Here is a 17,595-nt window from a genome sequence, read left to right as displayed (position 1 = left end):
AGCGGGAGAAATTGGGACACCCATCTTTGGAGCAAGCCACTACTAGGCTACTTGCAGGCCCAATAAGAGGAGGTATCCGAACTGATGCCTGCAAAAGTTGGCTGGTGGGAGAGATTGCCAGGTTTAGAAAGCAACAGCCCCTGCACAGCCATTTATTGGACTATGTGCAATACCCGGAGCTATCAGCAGGGTGGATGCAAATCTATCACAGCCTTGGTTGATGGCATCGTCGCTGGCCACAGTGGCGGGCAAACTGCTGACATTGATCTCTGTCTCCCACCACTCTGATCCCTTGTCGCCTGAACAGCGTCACCTGCTTCAACCAGCGAACAGCATCGAGTCCCAATCGTTCCAGAATGGGTCCAAATTGGGCCGGAATATGACCCCGCTTGTCGGGCCGAATAGCACGACCAGTCCAATCAACCAGCATCAGGTAGTCGCTGAAGGCATAAGGCAGCTCTTCAGGCTTACCCTGGCGGGCAAACGGCAGCAAAAGTGGTGGCAAAACCTCAGTAGTAGCAGGCGCGTCAAGGCGCTGTTTGATACTGGTGTATTCACTCTGCTCTGGCCGATCGGTCAACGCAGCTCGTATCGGATTGAGGTCAACATACGCCATACAGGCCAACAAGGCGGATTCGGTGAGCAAAGCCTGACTCTTGAAGCGCCCCTCCCAGAAATGGCCCTTGCAACCATCTTCCTGATTGGCCTGACGGGCCAGATTTTCATTGAGTAGCCGAATAAACCAACTTATGGAGTGAAGCCGCTCCCGCCATTGGGCCAGCAATTGCTGCACGACAGCCAGTTCAGGCTCGATCAACGTCTCCCCCTGATACCAGCGCCTGACCAAATGCGGCCACTGGAAAAGCGTCGCCCAGCGCTCAGCCACCTCCCGCTCACTCCAGTTGGCTGCGGTATCGGGCTCCACCTTGAGCACCAGATGATAGTGATTGCTCATCACCGCATAAGCACAAATGCCGATTGCAAACAGCCGCGATAGTTGCCCCAACTTGTCGACCACCCACTGACGCCGATGCTCGTAACTCTGGCCAGAATGGGCATCGTCACCACACAGAAAGGCTCGCCGCACACAGCGGCTGACCACATGGTAGTAAGGCGTATCCTGCAAGCTGATTTGACGTGAACGGGCAATGGTCATGGCACATCCCTCAACGGTGACCTCTTAAGTCAAGAACAGCCCTACGCCACTGTCAAAAAGGTGGGTGTCCCGAAAAAATGTGACCGGCGCAGTGGTTGGTTGAGCCTCTATTGCCCTCCCTGTAGCCATCCTCTATCCCCTCCCCTTGCTTACTGCTTTATCAGAAGTCATCAGCCTGTCATCTGGCTGACATCCCGCGGTCATTTTCAAGCCATAGAGTTTTTCACTTATTTTTCATATGGATAGATAAGGAACATCATGACTTTCCCGCGCTCTTCTTATGTGGCTTTGGCCGTCTCGCTGGTCTTGCTTGGCGGCTGCCAGTCAGAGAACGAATCATCTGCCGACAGCCAGGGCAAAACCGCCTACCAATACAGCACCAAAGCGGTCTACAGCCCGCAGCAGGCGGAGAGCTACGAACCAGCGCCCCAGGGGTTCAGCCCGGTCTTTACCGAGATGGTGGCGCGCCACGGCTCGCGCTCCCTCTCCAGCCCGAAATATGACGTGCTGACCAAACTGGTCTGGGAAGAGGCGCAGCGCCAGGGGGCGCTCACTACCCTCGGGCAGGGGCTGGGAGGCAAGGTCGATCTGGTGACGGCCGCCAACCAGAAACTGGGCTATGGCCTGCTCTCGGCGCTGGGCAAGGAGGAGCACGCCAATCTCGCAACCCGACTGGCGGCGCGACTGCCGACCCTGCTCAACAGCAGCGAACCCCACTGCATCAAGGTGGTCACCTCGGGCAAGGACAGGGCCAACGAAAGCGCCTTCTACTTTATGGAGAGCCTCAAGCGCGACGTGAACTATGTCAGCGACTCGGCGCAGTGCTACCTCACGCAGGATGACCCCTCGAAGATCGACAAAAAGCTGGTCAACAAGTTCGAGCTCTACTTCCACAAGACCACGCCCGAGGGGGATTACGCCCGCTACCTGCCCGCCTATGAGAGCTACCAGCGCTTTATCGGCGACGAAGATGCCGCAATCGCCCCGGCCCCCGAGCTGGCCAGGGCGCTGGATCAGCTTAAAAACCTGAGCAAGACCAAGGAGATGGCCCGCAGCATGCTGGAGCGTATCTACAGCAAGGGCTTTGTCGACTATCTGGCGGGCGGCGTCGAGTTTGTCGCCGTCAACCCGGAAGATGGCGGCATGACCTATGTGCGCGACGAGGTGGATGCCGCCCTGATGCTCTACAACCTCTTTATCATCGGCCCCGGCATGATCCGCGAAGCGCAGGCACAGGGCAGCGAACCCTGGGCGCTGGAGCAGTTCCTCACCCCGGAAGAGTCTGCCTGGTTCTCCTACCTCTCCGATGCGGAAGATTTCTACGAGAAGGGGCCGAGCTTTGCCAACCAGAGCGCCCCCTACGCCATTGCCCAGCCGCTGCTCGACGGCCTGTTTGACGAGGTGCAGCGTCAGGTGGTGGAGGGCGAGCAGAGCCGACTGGCCACCCTGCGCTTTGCCCATGCCGAAGCCATTATCCCCCTCGCCGCCCTGATGAAGCTGGAAGGGAGCCGTCAGGGAGCCAGCGCGGATCAGCTGTTCAGCCAGCAGAACAACGAGTGGCGCGGCGGCTGGGTCTCCCCCTATACCGCCAATATTCAGTGGGATATCTATCAGAACGGGAAGCGGCAAGTGCTGGTCAAGATGCTCTATAACGAAAAGGAGATCGCCTTTAAAGCGGGCTGCCAGCCCTACCAGAGCGGCAGCCACTACTACGACTTCGAGGAGCTCAAGCGCTGCTACGGCTATAACGGCTAACCCCTAGCGCACCGGATATGGCAATCACCAGGGGCGATCAGCAGGTCGCCCCAATTCACTCCCCTTCCCTGCTGGCCAAAGCGGGATATGGCTATCAAGCCGCCTTCCGGCTCCATTTGCTGATCAAGCTCAAAAAATGATTAATTTCTGATAGTTGAGTCACTTTAAGGCTCGCATCGGCAGTTTCGTTTGGCTTACAGTGGCTATCTGGAACCTGTTGAACTGCGATGGGTTGCTGCCAGCGCAGGTCTAGGGAGCATATTGGAAGCTGTAATCCACGGGCGGTAGCATTTGTCTGGCTTAATATTCAGCCGCAAATATGCAAAACAATCAATATTTGGCTCCAATTCAAGCAGATTAAATTACTGCTAAAGCTGCTCTAATAATAATTAAATATGCTTCTCGATATAAATTTTATTTTACACCGCTCAATATAAAATATCATTTTCGAAATTGCTCTCAGAGAGCAATTTTATCAATTTAAAAAGAGGCCAAAAAAATGAAAGCAAGTGAGTTACTCAGAGACAAAGGTGAACTTTCACACAAATTGAGAACCATCAATGATATAGTGAGACATATTGGTACTCGAGAGGATAAGACTGCTAACTATAGTGTCCTATTGGGTGCAGGAGCCTCTGTCACCTCGGGTATATCATCTGCTGTCGAATTAATTGACACATGGCTAATTGAGCTATATGAACGTTTTAATTCTCGTCAAGAAACAGACATAACCAAAGCGAGACAATACTTTGAGAAGGAACATGCTAGTTGGTATAATCCAGCCAACCCTTACTCGTCACTATTTGAGAAAAAATATGATCTTCCATCTCAACGCCGGAGATTTGTTGAGAGCCAAGTAGATAAAAAACTACCATCTATAGGCTATGCATATCTAACTTCGTTAGTAGATGACCTATATTTCAATTCCATATTTACCACAAACTTTGATGATTTAATTAACGAAGCATTCTATCAATTTTCAAATCAAAGGCCAATTTTGTGTGCTCACGACTCATCAATACATTCAGTGTCCATTGCATCTAAAAGACCTAAAATTATTAAACTCCATGGTGACTATTTATTTGATGATATTAAAAGCACCTTGAGAGAAACTGAATCATTAGAACAAAATACAAAAGAAAAATTAATAGAGTTTTGCAAAGAGTATGGTCTTATAGTCGTTGGTTACTCAGGGCGAGACCGCTCAATCATGGATGTTTTAGACTTTATATCAAAGCAAGAAAATTATCTTAAAAATGGCGTGTACTGGTGCTTAAGGCCTGATGATGAAGTTCCACACGCACTAAGAAACCTACTATGGAAAGAAAAAATCTACCCGGTTATTATTGATGGCTTTGATTCTCTCTTTGCTGAATTACATGAAAAGCTATCTAGCAAGCCTCTAGGAATAGAGGTAAATATTAAGCACTCCAAGCTTCAAAACACTATAAATAGTATCATAGAAGACAAACACAACTTATCGTCAAACCAGATAATTTTATCGCAAATAAATAAACTTAAATCAAGTCGAGAGTCTCATGACTTTTCTTCATTTTTCAACTCAATAATAAAAGATGGTGAAGATGCACTAAAAATAAGCCCCGCAGAACTAAAGAACATACTTCAAATTGAGGCTCTAATATCAAGCAAAGAGTATAATGTTGCATATGAACTTTGCTTTGACTTTTACCAAAAAACTCTCAGTAAAAAAAGCAAGTCCCATTATATAACAAAATTAATAAATATATCTGAATTAATGGAGCAACCGACACAAAAACTATTCTGGGCTGATAAGTTAATTGAACTTGATACGAATAACATTGGCTATCACTTGGCTAAAGTAGATGCATTATCATCAGCAAAAGAAAAAGCAAAATATCTCTCAGAACTATTAATTCAGCATGAATGCAGTTGTGATATATATAATTCACTAGTAAAGTCTAGAGTTGAGATGTTCAAAACTGAACCAAACTCGCATAAATTTGACTACACAACATTACTTGGTTATACAGATAAAAGCCTTTCATTAGACCCGAGTCTTTCAAATGAAGCATGGAATCTGAAAATAACCGTATACTTGTTAGCAAAAGAAATGATTGACTTGTCCATTGAATGTATACGAGAAATTGATGAAAAACTGGATAAGCATCTAGAAAAAGCTAAATCAACCAATCCTGAGCACACCAATTATTTTAGGCTTAAAAATCGAGTAATTACAACAGATTATAACCCTGAATCACTTAGGCTGTTCACTTCTGAACTATACAACACATTTAAGAAATCATCATTTCCAAAGAGATCATCAATAAACAACATCATAGATAACTGTCTACAAAACAGTATGAGAAATGATAGCTTCAATATGAAAGATGTCATTGATATTTACGACGAGTTTTATAACAATCACATAGGCGAAGATGATTACAAAGAACATCCAAATATAGCTTTATCCAAATTAAGATTAGAACTTTGCAATAAATACTTTGATAAAGATTCTATAAAAACAAGGTTCGATGATATTTTATCCTGCACCGACGCCTTCAAAAATATTGATGATGCCATATCAATTTCAGCAAGTCTTGACAATTTCATGCTTGATCGTATTGAGGACATTGCAAAAAACAATAAAGAACGGCTAAGCGATGCTTACTACTATGAATCAATGTCAGAAATTCATACAGCAAGAAAAGAATTTTCTTTAGCGATTAAAGCTCTCGATGAAGCTTATAAAAATGGTATGTCCGTTGACTCATATCTGACCCATTATTCATATTTATTATTGTGTAGCCAACAATACGAGGATGTTATTTCATTAAACAACAACTATCCAAACATATTAAAAGCAAAAGGGTTTGAGGGATTTTCAATAAATTATTATTTTGCAGCGAAGCAATTAAAAACAAAATCTGTAGACAAGGTTTATCTAAGAAATTTAACCACAACATCTCAAAGCAGAGATATTAGAATTTGCGCGTTTTGCATACTTGATAATGATCGGGATGCTCAGAGATTAATATGCGAAGCTATAGACAGGAATTATCTAACAATATACTCATATCTACGATGGCCAATTATCCCGAATAAATTTATAACTCAGAATATATTTCATAAAGAGGATCAAGAGTTATGTTTAGCTTGATTTTAAAATCATAAATACAATTAGAGCCCACTTCATATAAGATTGCTTTATCCCTATTAATTGTAAAAAGGCGACCATCTGGTCGCCTTTTTATTTATATATCTTTCCAATCAGAAAAACTTACCGCGCTGGTCGCTTGGCACCATTCCCTTTGGCCGCAGGCTTGCCGCCCTGAGCGGCGGGTTTGGCACCCGGCTTGGCAGAGCCAGCGCGGGTCGGGGTTTTCCCCTTGTGGGCGGGTTTACCGGTCGGTTTGCTCTTGCCCGCATTCTTGCCTTCGCCCTGTGCGGCCGGTTTGCCATTAGCCGCGCCTTTGTGCAGCTGGGAACCCACTGGCTTGCCGCCGGTCGGCTTGTTGCCTGCGCCATTGCCGCGCTGGTGACTGATGTTGCTGTGGCGAGTCAGGGCCGGTTTCAGCCCCTTGCCGCTGGCGGCGCGCTCGTTGCGCCGCTCATTCCTACCTTCCGGCGGCACCAGACAACCGGGGCCATTGCCAATCAGGTGGCCCTTGCCCATGGCGAGCAGGGCTTCGCGGATCATCGGCCAGCCAGCGGGGTCGTGATAGCGCAGCAGCGCCTTGTGCAGGCGGCGACGGCGCTCGCCCTTGGCGACAAACACATCGCCACCGGTGCGGCTCACCTTGTTTAACGGGTTTTTCTCCGTGTAATACATGGTGGTGGCGTTGGCGAGCGGCGACGGGTAGAAGTTCTGCACCTGATCGAGCTTGAAGCGGTTCTCTTTGACCCAGAGCGCCAGATTGATCATGTCTTCATCTGTGGTGCCCGGGTGGGCGGAGATAAAGTAGGGGATCAGGTACTGCTGCTTACCCGCTTCTTTGGAGTATTTGTCGAACAGCTCCTTGAACTGGTAGTAGCTGCCCATGCCCGGCTTCATCATCTTGGAGAGCGGCCCCTCCTCGGTGTGTTCCGGCGCGATCTTGAGGTAGCCGCCGACGTGGTACTTGGCCAACTCCTTGATATAGCGGGGATCTTCCACCGCGATGTCGTAACGCACGCCGGAGGCGATGAGGATCTTCTTGATCCCCTTGAGGTCGCGCGCCTTGCGATAGAGGTTGATGGTCGGGCTGTGGTCGGTGTCCATGTGCGGGCAGATGGTGGGCCAGACACAGGAGGCGCGACGGCAGGTCTGCTCGGCCTTGGGGCTCTTGCAGCGCAGCTTGTACATGTTGGCGGTGGGGCCACCGAGATCCGAGATGACGCCGGTAAAGCCCGGCACCTTGTCGCGGATATCTTCGATTTCCTTGAGGATCGACTCTTCCGAGCGGCTCTGGATGATGCGCCCTTCGTGCTCGGTGATGGAGCAGAAGGAGCAGCCGCCAAAGCAGCCGCGCATGATGTTGACCGAGGTCTTGATCATCTCGAACGCCGGGATCTTCTCGTTGCCATAGGCCGGGTGCGGCACCCGCTGGTAGGGCAGGCCGAATACGCCGTCCATCTCCTCGGTTTCAAGCGGGAAGGCGGGCGGGTTGACCCAGACGATGCGATCGCCGTGAGCCTGCGACAGGGCGCGGGCACAGCCGGGGTTGGTCTCGTGGTGCAGAATGCGCGAGGCGTGGGCGTAGAGCACCTTGTCCTCTTTCACCCGCTCGAACGCCGGCAGCTTCACATAGGTTTTTTCCCACGGCTTGGGTTTGGCCGGCTGCACCAGCACGGGTTTGGCCTCTTGCGCGGCGGGGGCCGCGTCGCTGGCATCGTCCGCGCAGGGCGCCCCTTCCATATAGGGATTGGGGATGGGATCGATGCGGCCAATCTGGTCGAGCTTGCTCGAATCCACCCCTTTCCAACCCGGCAGCGGCTCCTTGCGGATCACGGCGGTGCCGCGAATATCCTGCATGGTCTCGATGCTCTCCCCCGCTGCGATGCGGTGGGCCACCTCCACCAGCGGCCGCTCGGCGTTGCCGTAAATCAGGATATCGGCCTTGGCATCGAGCAGGATGGAGCGGCGGATGGTCTCGGACCAGTAGTCGTAGTGGGCGATACGGCGCAGCGACGCCTCGATGCCGCCGATAACCACCGGCACCTCTTTGAAGGCTTCTTTACAGCGCTGGGTATAGACCAGAGTGGCGCGATCCGGCCGCTTGCCCCCCACATCCCCCGGAGTGTAGGCGTCGTCGTGGCGCAGCTTCTTGTCGGAGGTGTAGCGGTTGATCATGGAGTCCATGTTGCCCGCGGTCACCCCGAAGAAGAGGTTCGGTTTGCCCAGACGCATAAAGTCATCCTTCGATGACCAGTCCGGCTGGGCGATGATGCCGACCCGAAAGCCCTGCGCTTCGAGCATGCGGCCGATGACCGCCATGCCGAAGCTCGGGTGATCCACATAGGCATCCCCCGTCACCAGAATGACGTCGCAGCTGTCCCAACCCAGCTTGTCCATCTCTTTGCGGGACATGGGCAGGAAGGGCGCAGTGCCGTAGCACTCGGCCCAATAGCGGGGATAGGAGAAAAGGTTGGTAACCGGCTGCATTTTAACCACCTGGAACAATTCGGGTCGCGCATTATACCGGTTGCGGTCAAGGGGAGCGATGGCTTTTTGTCCCCAGCATTCGCACGGGAAAAGGCGCTTTGCCATCCAACACCCGCATCACGCCACCACAAACAAGCACGCCCGCAGGATGAGTGCGGGCGATCTTTGACTGCAACTGCCGCACGGTGAGCCGGGCAAATGCCGAGGGCTCACCGCCTGAATGGTTACTGACTCAAATCCTTGTCGATCCAGTATTTGGAGCCGGAGATGTTGGCATCGAACAGCAATCCCTTCTCGCCGATCTGGTAGATGGCCATGCCGCCGTTGTATTTGGCGGTCAGCTCGGCGCTCTCCTTGCCAGCTACCACGCCCACTTCTGAGGTGGCCTCCCAACCCTGGGTCACGAAGGCATCGAATCTGGCTTTGTCTTCAAACAGGATCACCTGCTGATAGAACTTGCCACCGATACCGGCCGCCAGCCCCGCGCCAAACATCTTCATATAGGTGTGTTTGCCACTCTTGCGATTGATGGCCACCCCGGCGCCCTGATTGGTATGCAGCATCAGGGAGAACTTGCGCGAATCGAATACTGCGTAGCCATACGCCTTGTCAAACAGCAACTTGGCTGAAGGCTGTTCATTGAACAGCCGCACCAGTGCCGTGTCGGCCATGGTGTTGAGCGCCACCCGCGCCTCCTGCGGGGTTTTGGGCTCCAGCATTTCGTCGAGCTTCTTGTCGGCTACCTTCAGCCACTCCTTGCCAGTGGCGATGCTCTTGTCGGTCCAGACCCCGGCGGTATTGAACGCCTCTTCACCCCAGGCAGAGATGGAGGCCCAGCTCTTTTTGGAGAAGTCGCTGACATCCTGCCATACCTCCTTGCTAGTCTCACTCACGGCGGTGCCGAGATCGGCGGCGGCAGCCTTCAGTTTCTCCCAGTCGGCATGGCTGGGTGACACCACCAACGTCAGTGACAGGGCCAGCAACCAGTTACGTTTGTTCATTTTTTCACTCCCGTATTGTCGAGTGTCTGGGTTACCCGGTGCGATCCCCTACAACAGGCTACCCGGTGAAAATCACTCCCGCATTATCGGAAGGGGAATCGGGTTAAGCAATCATTGAGTCCTGTTTATCCCGCCAAAGCGCGACAGCCGTTAATAAAAAGGCTGCTCATCAGAGAGGAGCAGCCTTGTTGAACACTGTGAAACCGGACGGGCTTATTCGACCATCATCACCTTGCAGGTGTTGGTACTGCCGACGGTTTCCATCTTGTCACCGTGGGTCAGCAGTACCATATCGCCGCTTTGCAGCAGCCCCTTCTCCTTGAGCACGGCCAGCGCGTCGCGGCACACTTCGTAGACCGGTTTGGTCTCGTCACCGTCGAACAGCACCGGGGTCACACCACGGTAGAGGTTGGCCCAGGCCAGGGTCTTGTTGTGGGGGGACATGGCGAAGATCGGCAGACCGGAGCTGATACGGGACATCAGCAGCGGAGTAGTGCCCGATTCGGTCAGCGCCACGATCGCCTTGACCCCTTCCAGGTGGTTGGCTGCGTACATGGTGGACATGGCGACCGCCTCTTCAACCGAGGTGAAGGTGTAGCTCATGCGGTGGTTGGAGACGTTCAGGCTCGGGTGCTTTTCGGCACCGACACAGACGCTCGCCATGGAGGTGACCGTTTCGATGGGGAACTGACCGGCAGCGGTTTCGGCAGAGAGCATCACCGCATCGGTACCATCCAGCACGGCGTTGGCGACGTCCATCACTTCGGCACGAGTCGGCAGCGGCGCATTGATCATCGATTCCATCATCTGGGTAGCGGTGATCACCACACGGTTGAGACGACGGGAGTGACGGATCAGCTTCTTCTGTACACCAACCAGCTCGGGGTCACCGATCTCGACGCCCAGATCGCCACGGGCAACCATAACGGCATCGGAACCGAGGATGATATCTTCCATCGCTTCGTCAGTGGCGACGGTCTCGGCGCGCTCGACCTTGGCCACGATCTTGGCATTGGAGCCAGCTTCGCGAGCCAGTTCGCGGGCGTAACGCAGATCATCACCGCAGCGCGGGAAGGAGACGGCCAGATAATCCACGTTCATCAGCGCGGCTGTCTTGATATCTTCCTTGTCTTTCTCGGTCAGGGCTGGCGCGGAGAGACCGCCCCCTTTCTTGTTGATGCCCTTGTTATTGGAGAGCGGGCCAGCCACGGTGACAGTGGTCAGAATACGTGTGCCTTCGACGCTCTCTACTTTCAGCTGCACACGGCCATCATCCAGCAACAGGATATCGCCCGGCACTACATCGTTTGGCAGGCTCTTGTAGTCGATACCAACCTGCTCCTGACAGCCTTCACCCTTGCCCAGGGCTGCATCCAGCACGAACTTGTCACCGATGGCGAGATAGATCTTGCCATCCTTGAAGGTGGATACACGGATTTTCGGGCCTTGCAGGTCACCCATGATGGCAACGTGGCGGCCGAGCTTGGCAGCAATGTCACGCACCTGATTGGCGCGCTGGATATGATCTTCAGGAGTGCCGTGAGAGAAGTTCATCCGCACCATGTCGGCACCAGCGCGGATAATCCCTTCGAGGATCCCTTCGCGGTCGGTGGCCGGACCAAGTGTGGTTACAATCTTTGTACGTCTAGGCATGAAAGACTCCAATATGAAGTTGAGATAACTTGAGATTCTGCCCCATCAAACCGATGGCTCGATGCACCCGCTTGCAAACCATCCGGGTGGTTTTTGTTATTAAGTTACAATACCACATCAAGACTACACCAAGGAGGGTGGCATAGACAGTCGGGGGCCAAAGCCCCCGACGATTCAGGAAGAGTGTGGTGTTTCAAAGCGGGATTCGCGCAATCCCTCTTTTACCTTCTTCAGGTTTTCACGAAATTTCATCCCCCGGCGCAGGGTAAATCCGGTTGCCAGCACATCCACCAGCGCCAGCTGCGCGATGCGGGAAGCCATCGGCATGTAGACATCGGTATCTTCCGGCACATCCATGGAGAGCACCAGGTTGCACTCGCGCGCCAGTGGGGAATCCTTGGCGGTCATGCCGATGACGGTGGCGTCGTTCTCGCGCGCCAGCGCGGCGATCTCGACCAGCGCCTTGGTGCGGCCGGTATGGGAGATCAGCACCACCACGTCCCCTTCGCTGCTGTTGATGCAGCTCATGCGCATCATGACGATATCGTCAAAGCTCACCACCGGGATATTGAAGCGGAAGAACTTGTTCTGGGCATCGCGGGCAACGGCTGAGGAGGCACCAAGACCAAAGAAGCTTATCTTCTTGGACTGGGTCAGGATATCGACACAGCGGTTGATGGCCGAGATATCCAGGCTGTTCTTGGCTGCATCCAGACAAGCCATGGTGGATTCGAAGATTTTGGCCGTGTAGGTATCGGGGCCGTCTTCTGCTTCCACATGACGATTGACGTAAGGAGTGCCATTGGCCAGGCTCTGGGCCAGATGGAGTTTGAAATCGGGGAAGCCTTTGGTATCGAGGCGACGGCAAAAACGGTTGACGGTCGGTTCACTGACGTCGGCCATTTTGGCCAGGGCGGCGATGCTGGAGTGGATGGCGGTCTGGGGAGACGCCAGGATCACCTCGGCAACCTTGCGTTCTGATTTACTGAAACTTTCCAGGTTGTTCGTAATTTTATCAAGGGTATTCATCATCACCACCAGACGTTTTTGTAATTTAGCTTCAGTGTCTTTGCACTAAATCTACGGCTAAGCAGGTTTCCAATCAAGCTGATGACTATACAAGACAAGCGGTTATCGCAACTAACGCCTGCCGTACAAAGTATGACTCATCTCTAATTATTTCGTACTTTTCGTTACAAAACGTCACCTCGCTGTGAAACCGCTTACAAATGTTGCAAAGCAACAACACTGTGAGCAGGCGCACGTTTGTATCGATCCGGCGGGTGAGTGAGCCTGAGCTCGGATAGAATGGGCCGTCATAATCCAACAATAATGTCGGGACACCACAGTCGTCCCCATCCTGTAACGAAGGAGTTGTTATGCAGCATACCCATGCGCTGGTCGGCGATGTCGGCGGTACCAATGCGCGTCTGGCCCTGTGTGAGCTGGCCACCGGTACTATCTCTCAGGCAAAGACCTACTCAGGTCTGGCCCATCCCAGCCTTGAAGCCGTGGTTCACCTCTATCTGGAGGAACACAAGGTCGAGGTGGCTGAAGCCTGCATCGCCATCGCCTGCCCCATCAATGGTGACTGGGTCGCCATGACCAACCACAGCTGGGAGTTCTCCATCAGCGAGATGCAGAGCAATCTCGGGCTGGCGCGCCTGCAAGTAATCAACGACTTTACCGCGGTCTCGATGGCGGTACCGGTATTGGCCGAATCGGATCGCATCCGGCTGGGCGGCGCCGCACCGGTGGCTGGCAAACCCATCGCCATCTATGGAGCGGGCACCGGCCTTGGGGTTGCGCATCTGGTCAAGGCGGGCGATCAGTGGTTGAGCCTGCCGGGCGAAGGGGGTCATGTGGATTTTGCCGCCAACACCGAAGAGGAAGATGCGGTGCTGCAGGTGATGCGTGGCGAACTGGGCCATGTCTCGGCCGAGCGTTTCTTATCCGGCCCGGGCCTGGTCAATCTCTATCGCGGGCTGGTGAAATCCGATGGTCGTGAGCCGGAGCCGTTCGCTCCCAAAGACATCACCGAACGGGCGCTGGCGGGCGAGTGTCTGGATTGCCGCCGCACCCTGAGCCTGTTCTGCGTGCTGATGGGCCGCTTTGCCGGCAACCTGGCGCTCAATATGGGCACCTTTGGTGGCGTCTATATCGCAGGGGGCATAGTGCCGCGCTTCCAGGAGTTCTTCACCAGTTCCGGTTTCCGGGTTGCCTTTGAAGACAAGGGCCGTTTCAAATCCTACCTCAAGGATATTCCGGTATTCCTGATCACCCATGAAGGACCTGGCCTGCTCGGCGCTGGCGCTTACCTGCGCCAGTCGATGGGGATTACCATCTGATTGTAAGGTGGAGTGAAACTGAAACATCCGTGGTTCAGCATCGATTCAGTGTGGATGGCATATAGTAATGGCACGTAACCAAGAGGGTTGTACTTCACAAGGAGTGGAAAGCGACTCTCATCCGCTGGATACGTTTGTCACCTGACAAGCCTGAACTGTTTCAACCGGCCTTTTGGCCGGTTTTTTTTATCTCTGTGCCCCGAAACTACTGGGACAACGCCTTCAGCTGTGCCTTGTCGGGCGGGTTGTTCCAGTCGATGGGGCCGTGGGTAAAGCGGTACTGCAACCGTGGCAAGCTGGTCTCCAGCCACTCTTCCCTAAAGTAGGCATACCCCTGATTCCAGTCAGGATCATTGGCCCAACCGGTTTGCAGGAAGTAGAGGCGAGTGCCCTGCCCTTCCGGCACAAAGCGCAGACAAACCTGAGTCTTCTGCTGACGAATATGGGGCAGACTGGGCGGAAAATTCCAGCTAAAGCTGAGCAAATCATAGGGCATGACGGCCATGACCCTGCACCCTTCACTGCCCCGTTCACCCAGTGGAGCATCCGGCCTGAAGTAGATTTCGAAGGGGCCATTCGGTTCGGCTACCATCAAACACTCGGGAGCCAGAAAACTGCGCAGACCACTCTCTGTCGTCCAGGCGTGCCACACGTCATCGATATGAGCCGGAACAAAAATGTTGCCTTCAATCTGTTTATTGTCCATAAATCAACAATCCTCACGCCATCCATACAGGGGACTTCGGCAGTATAGCCCCATGACAAATGTATTGGACAGCCCTTAATCACACCCTTGTCATTTGCCCCAGATAACCTTGCCCGCGTGCAACAGGGAACAGTGACCGCCCTTGGGAGAGCATGATGATCAGGCGCATGGAAGAACGTGATATCACCCCGCTGGCCAAGCTGTTTTTACAAGGCCGCAGACAAACCTTTCACTGGGTAGACCCCTCCCTGTTTCACCTGGATGACTTTATCGAGCAGACCCGGGGAGAAGAGATATGGGTGGCTGAGCGAGGGGGGACGCTCTGCGGATTTATCGCCGTATGGCAACCCGATCACTTTGTGCATCATTTGTACGTTGCGAGCGACTGGCATGGTCAGGGGATTGGGCGAGCGCTGCTCGAACATGGTCTGGCAAATAATCCCCGCACGGCATCACTCAAGGTGGCAACCCGCAATACGGCGGCCGTGGCCTTCTATCATCGGCTTGGCTGGCAGCATGGCGACGAGGCCGGGTACTGCGAGCTCACCGGTCCCTGGTGCAAGCTGTGTCGTGAGTAGACAACAGCTCTCCAGACTGTCATGCATGGGCCCGTAAAGGGAAAATATCGATCCGGGATTGCATGGCAGAATATGAGAACACCACGACCCCCGTTGCGCGCGTGATCGCGACCACCGCTCGCACCGAGGATCCCCCGCAGGGCGTATGTGCTTTCTAGACCCGAAACAGCTTGAGCAGGGTATCGAGCTGACCGGAGAGCTGGCGCAAATCGCTGCTGGCTTCAGCCACTTGCACCACCCTGGCCGCGCTCTCGCTATTAAGGGTGGCAATCCGGTTCACGCTATGGCTCACCGCCTCTGCTACCGAGTGTTGCTCTTCCGAGGCTTGGGCAATATACATGTTCATCTCGCGGATCAGACTGACCTGGTTTTTAATTTTCTCCACCGATACCTGTACATCGGCGGCTTCGGCTCCCGCACGAGAGGCCTGCTCCTGGCTCAACTGCATCCCGGCACCGACATTCTGGGTCGCCTGTTGCAGCCGTTTGATGCTGGCACTGATCTCTTCGGTCGACTGACGAGTGCGCCCCGAGAGGGTTCGCACTTCATCGGCCACCACCGCAAAACCGCGCCCCTGATCCCCAGCCCTCGCCGCCTCGATGGCGGCATTGAGCGCCAGCAGATTGGTCTGCTCGGCAATACCATTGATCACTTCGATAATATTGCCGATGCTGCTGCTCTCGGTAGAGAGGGAGCGCATCAGCCCCGCCACCCGTTCCACCTCTCCCACCAGCTGGTGAATCGCCTGATTGGCATGACCGGCCAGATTGTAGCCCTGTTCGACATAAAGGTTGGCCTCATCGGTCGCCGTAGCAGTCTTCACTGCATTACCTGCCACCTCCTGCACCGCCTGGCTCATCTCGGTAATGGCAGTCGCGACCTGATCCAGCTCCAGTTGCTGGGCATCACTGGCGCCCCGAGTATCCGCCGCAAGGGTGTCACAACGTTCCGCTGTCTGCAGCACGCCAGCAGAGAGCTCGTTGATTTCGGCCACCATCTCCTGCAACTTGGCAATAAAGTGATTGATGTTGGTGGCCAGCGCGCCCATCTCATCCTGACGGAGGATCTTGAGACGCCGGGTCAGATCCCCCTCTCCCCTGGCCAAATCGAACACCGCCAGATTCATCTGATGAAGTGGTCTCAGCACATTGCGATGAATGAGTACCATCAACAAGGCAATGATACAGATATCAAGTACCAGGATCTGCCAGACAGTGGTGATCAACTGCTGGCGCAAGTTGGCCTGAATGGCCGCATCACTGGTTTCGACCAGCAATCTGGCCACGGTATTTTTCTGGCCGCTGTCGTCGTAGACCAGATCATACCCCCCATAGGCCGCCGTATCGGCGGGTATGGCCGCTACAGGGGAAATAGTGCCCGCTGCATCGCGGGCAAACCCGGCCACCAGCTTCTCCTTGTTGACCACCAGCAGTGTGCTGAGCATATCGGCCGCCAGCTCGGATTTGAGCGATGCCTCGATAAAGGCCGACTCATAATTCCACAAAGGGCCAGGCAAGGAGAGCTGCAGTCGCTTGATCGCCTGCTCGACCAGCTGAGCCTGTTTGCTGTAGCTCTCTTCCCTCACCGAGCTGTAGTTATAACCACCAAACAGTACCAATAGCAGACTCACCGAGAGGGAAGTCAGTACGGCAATCCTGAACTTCAGACTTTTCCAATCCATGACTTCCTCCCGGTATTAACGGCAGCAGGAACAGTACAACTTACTGGTACTTGGCGTTGATTTTCTCGATGGTGCCGTCGGCTTTCATGGCTGCCAGAACCTCGTTGAGCTTGTTGATGAGTTCATCGGGCGTATCCTTGTTAAACGCCAAACTCATCTGGGTTTCCTTGAACACGAAGACCGGCTTGGGCGAAGCCACTTTCTCCTTGTTGGCCAAATAGGGGGCCAGATATTGGCCGGTTGCCCAGAGATCGATACGACCGGCCTCCAGTTTTTTCACGTTGGCGGTGTCATTGGCTGCCAGCTGCAACTTGGCAAATCCCTGTGCCTTGAGATACTCGGCTGCCGCATCACCGTTGTAGCCCCCCACCGAATACTGCTTGGCCTCTTCCAGTGAAGAGACTGTGATATTGGCCGTCGAGCTGGAGAAGAACACCCAGTTGTTATTGACCAGCGGCCCCACCCATTTGAACAGCGCCTCACGCTCCGGGGTACGAGTCGTGGAGTAGAGTGCGGTGTTGGGAGTGCTGAGGGTATCTTCATACGCCCGCTTCCAGGGCATCAGGGTCAGCTTGTATTCGACGCCGGCACGCTTGAGCAGCTCTTCGACCACCTCGGTCGATAGCCCGACAATCTTGCCCCCCTCCCCCTGCATGTTGAACGGAGGGTAATCCTCGGTCATCACGTTCAGTGGCGCAGCCTGAACTGCGCTTATCGCCATCATGGAAGAGACTGAAAAAATTGCACTTTTCCACAGCAGTTGATAGTTCATTGCAACCTCGCTTTGCTTGCCATTCATCCCTGAACATCCGCCGTTACCGATGGCGGTGCACATCTGACCCGCTGGGGTCATGCCGGCTTTCACGGCTCGCCGCCCACCCATGTGCAGCAGCAAACAGATCCGGATTTTGCCAGTGCGCAACGAAACACAACCGGCGGGGGAGGCTCACGACAAATCGAGGTGGAAACATGCCAGGGCAGCATGAGGGGAGTGTGGAGGGGGCGGATAAACCTCTGCCATACAACAGCGCTGTGGCGAAGCAGAAGCGCATCGTTTAATGACCAGGGTCTGGGAGAGAAATGATAGAAAACGC

11 protein-coding genes and 1 pseudogene are annotated in these 17,595 nt (G+C 53.7%); 4 read left to right on the top strand and 8 right to left on the bottom strand.

Annotated features, from left to right (window positions below):
* Positions 1-205: 205 nt before the first annotated feature.
* Positions 206-1,156 (bottom strand): transposase, encoded by a 951-nt coding sequence (locus G5253_RS07500; RefSeq protein WP_421203062.1) that lies wholly within the window; start codon positions 1,154-1,156, stop codon positions 206-208.
* Between the two features lie 258 nt (positions 1,157-1,414).
* On the opposite strand from G5253_RS07500, the gene G5253_RS07495 reads away from it, so the two are divergent.
* Entirely contained in the window at positions 1,415-2,911 is a 1,497-nt protein-coding gene (locus G5253_RS07495) for a histidine-type phosphatase (protein WP_421203060.1), read from the top strand.
* A gap of 499 nt (positions 2,912-3,410) precedes the next feature.
* A complete protein-coding gene (locus G5253_RS07490; RefSeq protein ID WP_421171691.1) occupies positions 3,411-6,050 on the top strand; it encodes an SIR2 family protein in 2,640 nt (879 codons plus the stop codon).
* Between the two features lie 120 nt (positions 6,051-6,170).
* On the opposite strand, the gene G5253_RS07485 is transcribed toward G5253_RS07490, so the two are convergent.
* The 4 genes from G5253_RS07485 to G5253_RS07470 form a co-directional block, all read right to left on the bottom strand.
* Complete coding sequence (locus tag G5253_RS07485) at positions 6,171-8,534, bottom strand: YgiQ family radical SAM protein (protein WP_421203058.1); 2,364 nt, start codon at positions 8,532-8,534, stop codon at positions 6,171-6,173.
* A gap of 224 nt (positions 8,535-8,758) precedes the next feature.
* Positions 8,759-9,535 (bottom strand): beta cell expansion factor BefA, encoded by a 777-nt coding sequence (gene befA / locus G5253_RS07480; protein WP_323912847.1) that lies wholly within the window; start codon positions 9,533-9,535, stop codon positions 8,759-8,761.
* 213 nt (positions 9,536-9,748) lie between these two features.
* Positions 9,749-11,188 carry a pyruvate kinase gene (pyk, locus tag G5253_RS07475; RefSeq protein WP_216953140.1) on the bottom strand — a complete coding sequence of 480 codons (1,440 nt, stop codon included), beginning with the start codon at positions 11,186-11,188 and terminating at the stop codon, positions 9,749-9,751.
* Positions 11,189-11,362: 174 nt separating this feature from the next.
* Entirely contained in the window at positions 11,363-12,220 is an 858-nt protein-coding gene (locus G5253_RS07470; protein ID WP_005347620.1) for a MurR/RpiR family transcriptional regulator, read from the bottom strand.
* Between the two features lie 344 nt (positions 12,221-12,564).
* On the opposite strand from G5253_RS07470, the pseudogene glk reads away from it, so the two are divergent.
* Positions 12,565-13,536: pseudogene (glk, locus tag G5253_RS07465) on the top strand (glucokinase); the annotation flags it as partial.
* A 205-nt stretch (positions 13,537-13,741) separates the two neighbouring features.
* Here the strand turns inward: glk and G5253_RS07460 are convergent.
* Entirely contained in the window at positions 13,742-14,242 is a 501-nt protein-coding gene (locus tag G5253_RS07460) for an SRPBCC family protein (protein WP_216953138.1), read from the bottom strand.
* 155 nt (positions 14,243-14,397) lie between these two features.
* On the opposite strand from G5253_RS07460, the gene G5253_RS07455 reads away from it, so the two are divergent.
* Positions 14,398-14,820 carry a GNAT family N-acetyltransferase gene (locus G5253_RS07455; protein WP_216954319.1) on the top strand — a complete coding sequence of 141 codons (423 nt, stop codon included), beginning with the start codon at positions 14,398-14,400 and terminating at the stop codon, positions 14,818-14,820.
* A gap of 154 nt (positions 14,821-14,974) precedes the next feature.
* Here the strand turns inward: G5253_RS07455 and G5253_RS07450 are convergent, their stop codons facing one another.
* Together G5253_RS07450 and G5253_RS07445 are read right to left on the bottom strand one after the other, a co-directional pair.
* Positions 14,975-16,501: a methyl-accepting chemotaxis protein gene (locus G5253_RS07450; protein ID WP_421203055.1), complete on the bottom strand. Its 1,527-nt coding sequence runs from the start codon at positions 16,499-16,501 to the stop codon at positions 14,975-14,977.
* 40 nt (positions 16,502-16,541) lie between these two features.
* Positions 16,542-17,273 carry a substrate-binding periplasmic protein gene (locus G5253_RS07445; protein ID WP_216953136.1) on the bottom strand — a complete coding sequence of 244 codons (732 nt, stop codon included), beginning with the start codon at positions 17,271-17,273 and terminating at the stop codon, positions 16,542-16,544.
* Positions 17,274-17,595: the final 322 nt, after the last annotated feature.

The organism is Aeromonas sp. 602658 (genome assembly GCF_049173005.1).
In the GTDB taxonomy this organism is placed as follows: Bacteria; Pseudomonadota; Gammaproteobacteria; order Enterobacterales; family Aeromonadaceae; genus Aeromonas; species Aeromonas veronii_A.
This window is presented reverse-complemented; position numbering and strand designations above follow the sequence as displayed.

Coding starts and splice junctions, on each gene's coding strand:
- G5253_RS07500 (WP_421203062.1), bottom strand. CDS start 1,156: ATGACCATTGCCCGTTCACGTCAAATCAGCTTGCAGGATACGCCTTAC.
- G5253_RS07495 (WP_421203060.1), top strand. CDS start 1,415: ATGACTTTCCCGCGCTCTTCTTATGTGGCTTTGGCCGTCTCGCTGGTC.
- G5253_RS07490 (WP_421171691.1), top strand. CDS start 3,411: ATGAAAGCAAGTGAGTTACTCAGAGACAAAGGTGAACTTTCACACAAA.
- G5253_RS07485 (WP_421203058.1), bottom strand. CDS start 8,534: ATGCAGCCGGTTACCAACCTTTTCTCCTATCCCCGCTATTGGGCCGAG.
- befA (WP_323912847.1), bottom strand. CDS start 9,535: ATGAACAAACGTAACTGGTTGCTGGCCCTGTCACTGACGTTGGTGGTG.
- pyk (WP_216953140.1), bottom strand. CDS start 11,188: ATGCCTAGACGTACAAAGATTGTAACCACACTTGGTCCGGCCACCGAC.
- G5253_RS07470 (WP_005347620.1), bottom strand. CDS start 12,220: ATGATGAATACCCTTGATAAAATTACGAACAACCTGGAAAGTTTCAGT.
- G5253_RS07460 (WP_216953138.1), bottom strand. CDS start 14,242: ATGGACAATAAACAGATTGAAGGCAACATTTTTGTTCCGGCTCATATC.
- G5253_RS07455 (WP_216954319.1), top strand. CDS start 14,398: ATGATCAGGCGCATGGAAGAACGTGATATCACCCCGCTGGCCAAGCTG.
- G5253_RS07450 (WP_421203055.1), bottom strand. CDS start 16,501: ATGGATTGGAAAAGTCTGAAGTTCAGGATTGCCGTACTGACTTCCCTC.
- G5253_RS07445 (WP_216953136.1), bottom strand. CDS start 17,273: ATGAACTATCAACTGCTGTGGAAAAGTGCAATTTTTTCAGTCTCTTCC.